The organism is Caldithrix sp. (assembly GCF_056497305.1).
The window spans coordinates 1-14,058 of sequence record NZ_JBSMDE010000179.1 but is presented as its reverse complement, the minus strand read 5'-3'; the positions used below and the strand labels follow the sequence as shown (position 1 = coordinate 14,058).

Annotated in this window: 8 protein-coding genes; 1 reads left to right on the top strand and 7 read right to left on the bottom strand. The window is 43.5% G+C overall.

The window, feature by feature from the left end; genetic code table 11:
• Nucleotides 1–183 precede the first annotated feature (183 nt).
• The 4 genes from ACWB0I_RS14740 to ACWB0I_RS14725 all read right to left on the bottom strand — a co-directional run bounded on the left by ACWB0I_RS14740 (nucleotide 184) and on the right by ACWB0I_RS14725 (nucleotide 7,452).
• Entirely contained in the window at nucleotides 184–855 is a 672-nt protein-coding gene (locus tag ACWB0I_RS14740) for an SGNH/GDSL hydrolase family protein (RefSeq protein ID WP_479388834.1), read from the bottom strand.
• Nucleotides 856–892: 37 nt separating this feature from the next.
• Nucleotides 893–2,725: an FAD-dependent oxidoreductase gene (locus ACWB0I_RS14735; RefSeq protein WP_479388833.1), complete on the bottom strand. Its 1,833-nt coding sequence runs from the start codon at nucleotides 2,723–2,725 to the stop codon at nucleotides 893–895.
• 13 nt (nucleotides 2,726–2,738) lie between these two features.
• A complete protein-coding gene (locus ACWB0I_RS14730; RefSeq protein WP_479388832.1) occupies nucleotides 2,739–5,489 on the bottom strand; it encodes a PAS domain S-box protein in 2,751 nt (916 codons plus the stop codon).
• A 286-nt stretch (nucleotides 5,490–5,775) separates the two neighbouring features.
• Nucleotides 5,776–7,452 (bottom strand): tetratricopeptide repeat protein, encoded by a 1,677-nt coding sequence (locus ACWB0I_RS14725; RefSeq protein ID WP_479388831.1) that lies wholly within the window; start codon nucleotides 7,450–7,452, stop codon nucleotides 5,776–5,778.
• A 666-nt stretch (nucleotides 7,453–8,118) separates the two neighbouring features.
• Between ACWB0I_RS14725 and ACWB0I_RS14720 the strand changes: the two genes are divergently transcribed.
• Entirely contained in the window at nucleotides 8,119–11,742 is a 3,624-nt protein-coding gene (locus ACWB0I_RS14720) for a right-handed parallel beta-helix repeat-containing protein (RefSeq protein ID WP_479388830.1), read from the top strand.
• A 25-nt stretch (nucleotides 11,743–11,767) separates the two neighbouring features.
• Here the strand turns inward: ACWB0I_RS14720 and ACWB0I_RS14715 are convergent, their stop codons facing one another.
• From ACWB0I_RS14715 to fbaA, 3 genes are read right to left on the bottom strand one after another with little or no spacing between them, the layout of a single operon-like run.
• Nucleotides 11,768–12,067 carry a DNA-3-methyladenine glycosylase family protein gene (locus ACWB0I_RS14715; RefSeq protein ID WP_479388829.1) on the bottom strand — a complete coding sequence of 100 codons (300 nt, stop codon included), beginning with the start codon at nucleotides 12,065–12,067 and terminating at the stop codon, nucleotides 11,768–11,770.
• The gene (locus tag ACWB0I_RS14710; protein ID WP_479388828.1) at nucleotides 12,042–12,377 is read right to left on the bottom strand and encodes a hypothetical protein; all 336 of its coding nucleotides are present in this window, start codon (nucleotides 12,375–12,377) and stop codon (nucleotides 12,042–12,044) included. Before ACWB0I_RS14710 ends, ACWB0I_RS14715 begins: the two co-directional genes overlap by 26 nt.
• Before the next feature lie 37 nt (nucleotides 12,378–12,414).
• Nucleotides 12,415–13,491: a class II fructose-bisphosphate aldolase gene (gene fbaA / locus ACWB0I_RS14705; protein ID WP_479388827.1), complete on the bottom strand. Its 1,077-nt coding sequence runs from the start codon at nucleotides 13,489–13,491 to the stop codon at nucleotides 12,415–12,417.
• Between the last annotated feature and the right edge of the window lie 567 nt (nucleotides 13,492–14,058).

The following is a 14,058-nucleotide window of genomic DNA, read 5'->3' as shown; positions in this document are numbered from 1 at the left end:
GAATATGAGAGAAACTCACTCTAATTTTGTTATTTTTACAGATAATGGGATCAAAATTGTGGAAATAAGTTCTTTTTCCGGGAAAAATCCTTTGTAGTGAACATGTGGGTGGAAATGAAGAAAAAGCTTAATAGTGCGATATTCATGATCCCTCCAATATTATGATCATATCTGCAGGGCTTTCTATTTCAAAAATGGCTTTATGCGCGCATTCCACCTCTGGTAGCCTTTTTCGTTCAAATGCAGCCCGTCTTCCATGAAAAGGTTTTGATCCGGTTGCCCCGAAGCATCCAGTAAAACGGAAGCGGTATCCACAAAGTCCAATGCTGAATCGGCAGCACACATCGCTTTAATGGCTTGATTTACTTTTTCCATTGTGGGCCAAAAATGCCAGCGGGACGGCGAGGGCTTAATTGGCAAATAGATTATTTTCGTTCGGCGCAGGTCGTGTTCAACCTTTTTAACGAAAGTTTTAAAGTCATCTACCACCTGCTCTACGGATTTACCGGCAGCAATATCATTGTCGCCCGCGTAAAAGACAATGATTCTGGGTTGGTACTTTTTGACAATATCGTTGTAAAAATACAGGACGTCGGAAATGTGCGAACCGCCAAACCCGCGATTGATTACCGGAATCTTAGGGAAAGACAGATGCGTTTTCCACATCCGAATACTTGAACTTCCCACAAAGAGTGTGGCCTTTTCCGGAAAGCTGTTTTTTTGGTCGTACTGAATAAATTGTTCAATTGCTTTTGCAAAACGCTGAGGATCGGGATCAGCCACTCGTTTAGCCTGAGCCCAGCCCTGCACAGTTAAGGTTATCAGGAGTAAAATAAAAATAATGAATCGACGCATGGGATATTCTCCTCAATGGTTAATGTTTAAGTCTTTTTCAGTCAATGAATAACGGTTCATCAAACGGTTTGAACAAATGGTCGATCAAATGAGCGAAAATCGAGCGCGTCATTGGTTCTTTCGGATAAAACCGCTCATTTTTGAAGTCGATCCACGGCGCGCCCAGATTTTGAGCCAGGATAAAATCAACGGCAAAATGCTGCACATCGTTTAAAAACAGATTGATGCTTTTTTTCGGCGAGCCAAGCGACTGCCAGATCAAACGCACGCCCTCCAGGCGCGTTAAAGAGTGCTTCAAATAGAGATCATTATTTTCCTTAAAATCGGGCTTTAACGTGCTTAAGGCTTCAATCGCTTCCCGGGCGGTAATGGGTTTTTCAGGAAAAATGTTAAATTCGTTAGCCCAGCCGCTCGCTCTGCCCTGCCCTTTCAAAAGTCCACACAAAGCAATGCGCTGAAGCGATTTAAATGCCCAGTGTTCAGGAGTAATGTCGGTAAAGGGCATGAGCCACATACCTGCCTGCAGAAGAATTTCCTGTAATTCGCGAACATTCAACTTTTGTGGCGCAATATTTTTTTGAATGGCCAGAGCGGCTGCTGCTCCCGCAGCCTGGCCAATTTGCATGACCACGGGCTGCAAACGCGTGCAACCATTTACCATGTGTGTGACAGAGATGCTCTTTTCGGCGGCCATTAAACCGCGAATCTTTTTCGGAATCAAACAGGCAAAAGGAACATTAAAAGCTGGGATTGGCACGTATGTTTCATCAACGGTAATCCCCGCTTTGTCATGGTGATGATCCAGGGGATAGTTTCCCACAGCAATGCCCTGTTTGTAAAGTCCGGCGGCCTGTTCAGAATAGGGATGTAAAAGGTGTTGCAGCTTTAACGTCGTTTTTCCTACCATTCTTCTGCTTTCGCGGATGTAAGGAATCAAAGCTAATCGATCCGATGTGGGAAATTCATCGTCTGCCAGCCCCAGATTTTTAAAGCCCAACTGTTTCTGGATGAAGTGAACAAAACGCAGGGTAATCGCTTTACTTTTCTCCATCTCAGCCTGGCGTTCATCCCGGTTCATTATGGCAAGATGAGAGAAATAATCATTGCCGTTTTTAGGCCAGTTAATCATGAATTTATGGCCTGGCAATCGTCCGTACTCCAGCATCTTTTTGGCGTCGATTGTGTTTTTCTGATGGGCATTGGTCCATTCACTACAACAACCTCTAAATTCATGAGGATCGTAATCAGGTGGCTCGGGAATGGTCATGTCCACGCTGGAGCCGTAATCTTTCAGAACAGCCACATAGGTCAGGTCCTGAACAAATCGATCAGCTCTTTCAGGAGCGCCAGGTTCTCCCGTTTCTCCGCTGCTTTCGCGACCATAACGAAACGCTGCACCGCTTAAAGCGATGATATCACCATATTCAGTGGCATCGATGGTGTACAGAGCACGGATTTCCATTAGTTGTTTTTGATGGTTGCTAAAGCGCACACCTATCACGGTGTCATTTTGCATTTGAACCGCTACGGGAAAATAGCCATGGATAAGACGCACCTCTCCAGAGCTTAACAACATTTCGCGTAGAATGTTTTCTCCGATTTTAGGTTCAAACAGGGTGTTGCTCACCCAACCGGTTTCCACGACCTGTGGTCCGCCGTAATGTTGGTACAAACGCTCGCGAAATTCGCCCCATAGTCCGGAAGGCAATGCATGGTTGCCATCAATGGCCGAAACGCCGGCTGCCGTCAGCATACCGCCCACCCAGGGCGATTCCTCCACAACAGTTACCCGTCGTCCCATTCGCGCCGCCTGAATGGCAGCGCACACGCCGCTGGTACTGGCGCCAACCACCAAAATCTCTGTTTGCATATATCAGACCTTTTTATCTGGAACTGATCAACCCTTTCAATACTTCTAAAAGCTGTTCGGGTTCGAAAGGTTTTTCTATCACCCGTACCCCCTTGTTTTTCCGAATTTGAGTTCGGATCTCCGGTAACAGATATCCGCTGGTGATGATTATTTTTAAATTCCTTTTGGACTGTAACAAGGGCTGTGCAATTTGCCAGCCGTTTTTACCTGGTAAATCAAAATCGAGGATCAGCGCATCAATCTTGTCAGCCGTTTCTAATAAATAATCCAGGGCTTTGCTACCGTCAAAAATTTGCTCGACCTGGAAACCAAAGCGTTTTAGAACAAAAGTGAGCATTTTATTTAAAGTCACATCATCTTCGACCAGGACGATTCTGGTTCCCGGCGGGGCAGAGAACTTCTCAGAGGGCGGCTGCTTGCTAATTGGTTTTGGGGCACGTTTTTCGCCTTTGATCAGGGGCAACACAATTTGAAATGTTGTACCTACACCCGGTTTGCTCTTCAAACTAATTTTGCCTCCAAAACTCTTGATACTGCCAAACACCACGGACAAACCAAGCCCTGTACCCCTGCGCTTTGTCGTAAAAAAAGGATCGAATAGAAATTTTTGTGTTTCAGGATCAATACCGATGCCATCATCTTCCACCTCCAACAAACAAAACGTGGACTGTTTAGCGCTGTCTGCATCAGGAGGGATGGCTGCTCCGGATACCTTCCGCGTACGAATAATAACCGTGCCCTGGGGCCTCCTGGCCAAAATAGCATCGATGGCGTTGAGGCATAGGTTCAAGATAACCTGATGCAACTGAATTTGATCGAATGAAATCCACAACGCATCAGGCGTAAGCTTTAAATTGAAATGGATGGATCGGGTGGTGGTTTGTTGTAAAAGTTTAACCACATGCCTGACTTCGTTATTCAAGTCAAGAGTAACGGGAATAGGCTCTTTTTTGCTGGCAAAGGTTAATAGATTTTGAACCAGATTTTTGCCGCGTTCAATGGCCTGCCTGATCAGATCGAACGACTCAGAGATATCCTGATCAACATTGGTTAATGCATTTTTTAGTATGGAATAATTACTCAATAAAATGTTCAGGATGTTGTTAAAATCGTGGGCAATACCTCCGGCCAGTGTTCCGATTGATTTTAGCCGTTCCGCTTCTCGCAAATTTTTTTCCAATGATTTCTTCTCGGTGATGTCCCGCCCGATACCAAAAACACCTACAATCTTCCCCCTTTCGGTGAGCGGAACCAGCTTAAGGTCGACGATCGCCACGCCATTTTTACTTTTTAAATGGTATTCCCTGGAAAGCGGGGTTCCCTCTTTTAAACAAATTTTAAAATTCCTGGCGAACGTCGTCCGTTCTTTCTCAATTAACAAATGACTGAATGTTTTTTTCAAAACGGTCTCAATTTCAAGGCCGGTTATTCTTTTAAAAGCGGGATTCAGAGAGAGGATATGAGCCTGGTAATCCAGCACGACCAGCAAATCTGGAGCGAGAGAGAAAATGGTTCGGTAGCGTTTTTCGGTATCGGCCAGGGTCAGTTCTGCATTTTTTCGGATCAAAGAACTTACAAATACGCTGGAAACAATTTTTAAAAGATTAATATCTTCATTGCTCCAGAATTTGGGACGTTGTACGGAATCAAATCCGATAAAACCGATTAACGTCTCTCCCTCTGTCATGGGAACCACAATGAGCGATTTGATATCCTGAGCCTCCAAAATCTCTTTTTCATTGGAGGCTTCTTCTGGCAGGGCGCTTACTTTAGGAATATGAATGATTTCATTTCTGAGCAGATATTTCATCCACCAGGGCACTATTTTTGAAGGCAATCCCTGCAGGTTTTCGATTTGCGGTTCAACGCCAGGCGCGCACCATTCATGTGTATTATCCATGACCTTTAAATTGTCTCTGAAAAGAAAAACATAACTGCGATCCACCTGGGCATATTCACCTACCAGTTTTAACGTATCATTGATGCAATCATCCAGTTTGTAAGACGGACTTTGGGCAAACATGGAAGAGATGCGGGCAATGATATCTACTAATCTGCCTGACACTCCTCTGCGTAAAATTTTATTGGTAAGATAAGAATATTCCAGACAAAGGCTAAGCGTGCCCACGGCATGTCCAGCTGCATCCGTTATCAGGCTGTTATGAAATACAAACTCTTTCTTCTGACCATCCTTCATTTTCATCTGCATCTGGAACATGGGCACAACGCTCTGCTCTTCCCTGAGTTGTTTAAAAAAAAGGCGCCAGTACTCTTTTTGCGAATCAGGAATCAAAACTTCTGTTACCTGCCTGCCTAAGAGCTCTCTATCGTCATACTTCAGAACTTCGGCAAATCCTCGGGTAATTTGCTTGATGTTGCCCTGTAAATCCAGAACCAATCCATCGAAATCGAGGCTGCTCACCAGCATGCGCAGCATAAACAAAAAACTATTTTCTGGCCTCAAGGTAGGTAAAGCGAAGATGGATACAACACCAGTCGTGCCATCATTAAATATGGAAATAAAAAGTTGTTCCTGGTTCAGGGCAAGAAAACCTTCCCAGATGATGCCTGTAGTAGCGAAGTGGCTTTTAGACAGCGTGAAATGTTCTGGTAAAAAAAAAGCAATTCCCTTCTTAACAATGATCTCTTTCTTTTTATTCAATATCTGTTCAGCACGTTTATTAACAGCGAGAATTCTTCCATTGTGCAAATCAAAAAGAAGCGCCCCAAGGCTTTGTTGCTTTAAAAAAAAATGATCTTCCATAAATTCGCTTTACGTATTTTTTATTTGCAAATTAAATTTTTCGCAGGAAAAAAGCAAAAGAGAAAACATGCACCGGACTATTCAGATATTTTCAATCATTTCGGAAAAATATCTTTTGTGAAGAACAGCACTGAAGCTGTGTGCCACAAATGGTGGGATGGTTTATTATTTTTTATTTGAGTCCACTCTAAAAAGGTATTATTATCGAATTTTATTTAAATTTGCCTATTGTTTTTATTTAAATTACATCAAATATCTTCGTGTTAATCCGTGAAATTCGTGGTTTTTATACTGAACTCTTATTTTTTTTGTTGAAAATCTCAGGATAAAGCTCCTGCGCACAATCGGGGCATAGACCGTGAGAAAATTTTACATGTGAATGAGCAGAAATATACCCTTCAACGGATTGCCAGTACCCTTCGTCGTCGCGGATTTTTTTACAATTAGAACAGATGGGCAACAAGCTCTGAAGCGTTGAAATTTTAGCCAGAGCTCCTTTTAATTGCTGAATTAACGCCTCTTTCTCTGTATTGACCTGTTTTATATTCTCGTTTTGCTCTTCTAACTCAGAATTTACTTTCCGAATGAAATTCCATCTGTGCCAGAGTAGAAAAATAAGAATCAAAGCAAACAGAATGGACATGGATAAGCCGATGCGTACCATGCGCGCTGTTTCAAGCTGCCATTCAGAGCGCAGGTTTTTATTTTTTAACAGGACGTTTTCTCTCTCTTTTTCATCCAGGTCCAGTTTTAATTGAATATCACTGAGAGCCGCCAGTTTTTGTTCGTTAAACAAGCTATCTTTTAAACCTATGGCCTTATTTAAAAAGTAAAATCCTTTACCATATTGGTGTTCTGCCTTTTTTAACTGAGCTAAAATCTCGTAAATCTGATAGGTAATTTTTTTATATCCTTCACGTTTTGCAATAGACAGGCTTTGAGTTAAATAATTTTCAGCCCTCCGGAACTCATTTTTTCTAAAGTGATTCTGGCCAATACTCAGCAGGGCTTCGCAAATTCGATAATTGTTTTGGGCCTGCCTGGCAAAATTTAACGAGACGTGGTAATATTTAAACCCCTCAGCAATACGCCCCGCTTTTACAGACACGTCGCCAAGATATTTATTAACAAAGGCCTGGCCGGCAACATCATTCGATTGTTCGAAATAGCGTTTAGCCCCATGCAATAAACGTAATGCTTTATCATAGTGCCCCAGTTCCATGGAAATCAAACCGATATTTATTTTAGAATAGGTGTAGCCAAAGTGTTTGGTAGAGTCGACTGACAGCTTTAGTCCCTGTTTGTAATAGGAAAGAGCCTCTTCCCAGCGCTTCCAGCTTTGATAGACCAGCCCGATATTATTCAGAATACGCGCCTGCCTTTCCACATTGTTGAGTGATTTCGAAAGACTTAAAGCGATTTTATAGTTTTCCAGAGCAAGGTCGAAATTGCCTAATGACCATTGAATGGTGCCGATGGTATTATAAATTCCACTTAAAGGTTCTTTTTCATTGAAGCGCGTATAAAAGGATTTTGCCTGTAAATAATATGTTAATGCTTGATTGTACTGCCCCAGGTGCCAATAAATTCTACCAGTTAAATGATACGCACGCGCCAGCAGGTGTTTATCGTTTAGATGTGTACATTGTTTGAGCGCCAACCTGGCATATTTTAAGGCCAGGTAATTACCGTTCGATTTTTGCTCTATCTGTGACAGGCGTAAATAAATCCTGGTTACCAGGGCTGCATTTTGAATGGGGTCGACCATTTCCAGGGTTTTTAGAAAATAACTGGCCGAGCTGTCGTAAAGTTGTTGGTTAAATAAATTTTCTGCCCGATCAAAAAAATCCTTAGCTATGCAAAAAGGTTGGTCCAATTTAGTTTGCGAGGTATTGGTACGACTATATTCTACGGTAAAAAGCAGGAATAAAAGAGTGAGTAGGTAAATCTTTTTTGTTTTCATAATACAGACTCTTTTTTTAAAAAATTAGTTTTGTCTAATATCGGTTACATTTTGAACTACATTAGTTTTTTCATCATACTATCAAACATAACAGAGAAATAGGTGCACAAATAGTAATGCTTGATTAAATGTATGCAAAAATGCGTTGTAATATGGTTATTGGAATGTCAAATAGAAAAAAAAAGTGGCTCTGTCTTAACGATAGAGCCACTTTCCACCTAATTATGAGGAGGACTTTATGAGGGCTTCTGGTGTTTAAACTTCGACCAGTTTAAACACTTCATAAACTTTTCAAATACCATTTATCAGAATTGAACAGAATATGTTCAGAAGAGAAAACCAGAATATGTGCCGATCAGCTGTATTTTTATCCAGACTCCAGAATGAGTAGCCGAACATATATTGGTTGTTGTATATAGTAATCCCTGTTCCCCTTAAGATACTATTACTGATCGCCGTGTTTTTCATAAAAAAATAAAGTTGATCAAGCTAATTTTAACCGCTTATTTGTGTAACAGCTCAATACCCAATACGGAAAAGCCACTTATTTTAAGTCATTCCCTGGGGCCTTTGTCTTTTTGATTGCGGCAATGCATTTTTAACCTCTTTGCTTTTTGGATTGGCACTTTTTTAGCTGGATGGACTAAACGTTCAGGAGTAAGCAACATGAAACAATCCTTATTTTGGCTGGCCTTGTTTTTCATCCCTTATTATTTTCAGCTTTTTTGCCAGACCATTATTCCTGACCAGAGCCAGGTTTTCGGCGTCTGGGATGCCGCGCACTCCCCTTATCTGATCAATGGCGAAGCCATTGTTCCGGAAAATGAAACTTTGCTGATTGAACCAGGCGTACGGATAGAATTTAAAACAGGTGAAAATCACGACTATGTTAACCCGCTGTTTGATTTGGGCTTTCTGCGAATTCAAGGAACTCTGCAGGTTACAGGTAAACCGGATAGCCTGGTTGTTTTTAGTCGGCAGGGAGATACCGGTAACTGGGGCTTGCTCTTTTTCGATGAAACGGCCGGCGATTCGTCGTTTTTACGCTATTGCAAGATCGAATACGCATCACACATTAAATATCTGCAAAATTGGTTAGATTATTTCGGCGCGCTAAGCGTCGTCTCCGCGCCCATCCGCCTGGAAAATTGCCAGCTGTCCAATAATTTTAATGATGGCCTGTACATAAAAAGCGCTGACGTTCATCTGATCAACTGCCTGATTAATGATAATTTGCAGAATGGATTGCGCTGTATTTCTGAATGCGATTTACAAATCACCAATTGTACGGTGGCGTCTAATGGCCAGGCCGGTCTGGATTGCGGACTAAACAGCCAGCCACAAATACGCAATTCCATTTTTTACGCCAATAAAAAAGACTTAGAAATCGGTAAATTTAGCCTGATCACCATTGATCATTGCCTGGTGCAGAGTAAAGTTTTAGGAGAACAGGTTCAGGTTGTAGGCAAAAACTTTTTAGGGAAAAATCCCCAATTTGTGGATATGGATCACCAAAACTACAACCTTGCCGGTAATTCCTGGGCTGTAAATAGCGGCATAGTCGATACTTCCCTGTTTGAACACACTGCACTGGATCTGCAGGGCCAGGCGCGTGTGGCCCATGGGCGTATCGATCTGGGCGCCCTGGAAAGAAAAGCTGATTTTCTACGACTGGAACAGCCCAATGGAAATGAATCGCTGTTACAAAGCGCCCATGAAACCATTCGCTGGGCAGGTAGCGTTGGTGGAATTTCCATTGACTATTCAAGCGATGCCGGTAGCAACTGGACGCCCATCACCTCGATTGATGGCAATGAAAAATATTTTGACTGGAGCATTCCTGTGGTAAATTCAGAGCAATGCTTATTGCGTCTGACCGCTACGGAGGACCCAGCCCTTGCCGATGTCAGCGACACCACCTTCATCATCAGTGATCACATCATTGTGCGCTCGGGTTTGTCTGTTTCCGGCCGTTGGTCCAGAGAAGGCAGCCCGGTGGAAATAAGAGGCGCTGCATTTGTTGACAAAGATTCCAGCCTGGAAATTGAAGCAGGCGTTGAGGTGCTTTTTCCCGGCGGTAGCCATTTCGACTACAGCCGACCTGAATTTGATAGCGGATTCCTTCAGGTTAAAGGCCATTTAACTGCTATCGGTAGTCAGAACGATTCCATTATTTTTACGACGAACGACCCGTCCAGGTACTGGGCTGGCTTAATCATCAGTGATCCGGATAGCCTGGGTAGTACGCTAAAATATGTCCGAATTTCACGAGCCTACCGCTTGGACAGCCTCAACGGTCAAAGTTTTAACGCTGCGCTCTCCTTAAGCGGAGCAGCTAACGAAGTCCAGCATTGCAGGATTGCAGACAATGCCGGGAATGGTGTGCAAATTCAAGGCGCCGCCAATCCTCTTCTGGCTTTTTGTACGCTTGAAAACAATGTCCTGAACGGGATTGTGATGAATCAGGCTGAAAAATTTCCTCAACCTGAATTGAAATTCAACACCATCCGCTTTAACGGTAGGCACGGTATTTTCATCGACGGTATTTTTCAACCCAGCATTCACGATAATCTGATCAGTCATCAGGATTCGACAGGCATTAAAATAAGCAGTGGTTTTGCTGTTCCGCAAATCGTAAATAATCGTTTAGGTTACCAGACCGTGGGCATTTATTGCGATCAATCTTACGCTAAACTGGTGGGCAATGTGATTTACCATTGTACTGTGGGCCTCGAACTGGATCAATGCAGCCCGGACATTGGAAATCTGACTTTAGCCGATAATAACACAGCCATCCGGTGCAGTTCCACATCCTCTGTTTTAACCAATATTTTGTTTGCCGCGAACAATCACGACTTTTCTTTTCCGACAGACGATAACAGCACGCCATCCATTTCATATTCTTTGACCGACCATTCCTATTTTCTTTCCCCGGTAAGTGATGTGGGGTTTACTCAATATGCCACAAAAACAAATTTTAAAAAACAATGGCCACATTATTATGCCCTGGTCTCAGGGGCCAAAGCAATCGATCGCGGTACCACAGATAATTCTTTAATTACGCTTCCGGCCACTGATGTGGCCGGCAAACCGCGCCTCATGGACGGTAATCGCGATGGGACGGTAGCGGTTGATATTGGGGCTTACGAGTTCTCAGAAATTAAGGCCGGATTTAAAGCCAGCACAACCGCAGGAAAAGTACCCTTGAAAGTGAATTTTACCGATCAATCCACCGGAGACATTGCTCATTGGTTGTGGGATTTTGGCGATGGTCAGACAGACACTGTGGCTAATCCCATTCATATCTATCAGCAGCCAGGACATTTTGATGTTACTCTGATCGTAAGCGGTCCGGCCGGCGCCGACACCTTAACCCGAGCGCAGTACATTTACAGCAAATTCCCTCCCTATGTTTGCCGGCCGGCTGCCGATATAACACTTTTAGAAGACGCAGACTGGCATTTAGCTGCCAAATTGGACAGCATCTTTTGCGACCAGGACAGCACCTCTAAATTGAATTTCAGCGCCAAAGCGAATCAATCGAATATTTTACAAAAGATGGTTCACGATTCCCTGTTTATTAAAGGGAAGGAAAATTTTTTCGGTCAGGCAGAGGTCTATTTGACGGGCCGCGATCAAATTGGTTTAACGGCCAAGGACACCTTCCAGGTTCACATTCTACCGGTAAATGATCCGCCATTCCTGGAACGCGCTTTACCCGACTCTTTGATTATTTACGCCGACTCTTCCGCTCAGTTAATGATCTGGGACTACTTTGAAGACCTGGAAACCGCAGATTCTCTTTTGACCTACCAATTCTGGTCCACTTTGGATTCACTGGAATTTTCATTTGAACAACAAACCGGCATGCTGCGTTTGTTCAATAGGCGCCATCAGGCCGCCAGTGGCTGGTTCTTTGTGCAGGTTTGGGATGATTCAGGTTCCTGGGTTCTTGATTCGCTAAGAATCGATCTTCGCATTCTGACACATCTGGAAACAGCAAATCGCAGCTCCATTCCGCAAAAATTTTACTTGTCTCAAAATTTCCCCAATCCCTTTAATCCGGTCACGCGCTTAGAGTTTGGATTGCCGGTAAGTCAGCAGGTTGAATTTCGTTTGTTCGATATCAGAGGGGGGCAGATTAAAAGATGGCGGACGGGTAAATTGCCTGCCGGGCGCCATCAACTACTCATTGATTCCAGAAAATGGTCATTGGCCAGCGGGCTTTATTTTCTTTTAATGCAGAGTGAAAATTTTAGGCAAATCAGAAAAATCATTTTGATTAAATAGAAAACCTTTACGGCAAAAATCCAGACTACTGACTCAAATAGTAATGCCAGAGCATACGGGCGGCAACAGCGCGGTTGGGTTTCCAGGTTTCACTGAGTTGACGCAGTTTTTCAGTTTCTGACTGACCATCTAGCTGGTACAATTGAGAGATGGCTTTGATCAATGCCAGATCTCCGGCCGGAAAAATGTCAGCGCGGCGCATGGCCATCAACAAATAGACTTCGGCTGTCCAGCGTCCCACGCCTTTTAACTGGCACAAATAAGCCAGAGCGGTTTGATTGTCCAGCTGATGCAAGTATTCAAAATCGAACTTGCCGCTTTCCACCTGTTCCGCCAGAAGATAGCAGTAGCGTGCTAACTCCTAATTGGCGCAGTCCGCCCTCTCCGGCCTGATGGATGGCTCTGGTGGATATTTGTCCCAATGCTTCTTTCAATCGGGTAAAAACAGCTTTTGCAGAGGCCAGAGAAACCTGTTGCTCTAAGATGATCTGAATCAGTGTGGCGAAACCTGGTGGACATTGCCAGAAAGGCCGAGCTCCAAATTTTTGAAGCACAGCTTTCAGGATGTGATCCTGTTTTGTGAGTTTTTCAATGGCCTGGTCAAATAATGGTTGGTTCAGCTCAAGTCTATTCATGGAAAAAAACAGGCCGGCAAAAGCCGGCCCAAATTTTTTAGTTTCTGTTTACGCAGTTTAAATCTTCAAATGCCTTTTTCAGCCGCTCGATCATTGATTTTTCAGCAGCCCGCAACCACTTGCGCGGATCGTAATATTTTTTGTTGGGCTTGTCTTCTCCTTCAGGATTGCCGATCTGGCCTTGTAGGTAACCTTCATATTTTTTGTAGTATTGACGCACCCCATTCCAGAAGGCCCACTGGGTATCGGTGTCAATATTCATTTTAACCACCCCATAGGATATGGCTTCACGAATTTCTTCCAGACTGGAGCCTGAACCGCCATGAAAAACAAAGCTCACGGGTTTTTCATCGGTATTGAATTTTTGTTTGACGTATTCCTGAGAATTTTTGAGAATAATGGGGCGCAACACCACATTACCCGGTTTGTAAACGCCATGTACATTGCCAAAAGCAGCGGCAATTGTAAAATTGGGACTCACAGCCATCAATTTTTCGTAGGCATAGGCTACTTCTTCTGGTTGAGTGTACAGCTTTTTACTGTCCACGCCGGTATTATCCACGCCATCTTCTTCTCCGCCGGTCACACCCAATTCGATTTCCAGGGTCATGCCCATTTTGGCCATGCGTTCCAGAAATTGCACGGAAGTAGCCACGTTTTCTTCCAGAGGTTCTTCGGAAAGATCGAGCATGTGCGAGCTAAACAGAGGCTTACCAGTTTGAGCAAAATGTTCTTCATTGGCTTTAAGCAGGCCATCGACCCAGGGTAGAAGTTTTTTGGCGGCGTGATCGGTGTGTACAATCACCGGCACACCGTAGAGTTCGGCCATCTGATGAATGTGTCGTGCGCCGGACACTGCACCGGCAATGGCGGCCTGTTGGTTTTCGTTGGACAGGCCCTTACCAGCAAAAAAAGAAGCTCCTCCATTAGAAAACTGAATGATTACCGGGGAATTTACTTCGCGGGCGGCTTCCAGCACAGCGTTAACCGAATTGGTTCCCACCACATTAACAGCCGGTAAAGCAAAGCCTTCTTGTTTGGCAATTTTAAAAACGGTCTGCACGTCTTCTCCGGTCAGTACACCAGGTTTTACGTGGTTCAGAATTTTGGACATTTTTCCCTCCGATTAATTCAATGGAACAAATAAAACAGAGGTGAATATCGTAAAAAATTGCACAAATTGAAAATAAAAATGTAAAGGGAGGATTTAAAAGTGGAGGAAGTAAAAATTAAATTTTAAGGACTGCGCTCTCTCCCCCTCCTTCTTCTCCTCATTCATGGAAATAATTAGGGCAAGAACAGCCCGATTTTCAAACAGTCCGTTATGGAGCAGGTCATTCCTGCAGGGACAATCTATGTTTTGCGTTTTTTTTGTTCTATTTAGCGTAAACCGTTGAAACGGTTTCCTATCTCGGATCGCAGGGATGATTAATGTTTTTTGTGTTTTGTTTTACCCGCCGTTGAAACGGTGGGCTAATCTCATTCTGTCCCTACGGGACCTACTTTACAGCTTTAGCGGCAAAGACCGTTTGTACAATAAGTATCGAAATAATTTTCTAAGGCAGCATAGCCGCAACCAAAAGTGATAGAAACTGTTTTAATCACAATTATATTTCGCGCAGATTTAGCAGATATTCGCAGAAATAATTTAAACCAATTCTTCAACACGTCCTCCCTAAAA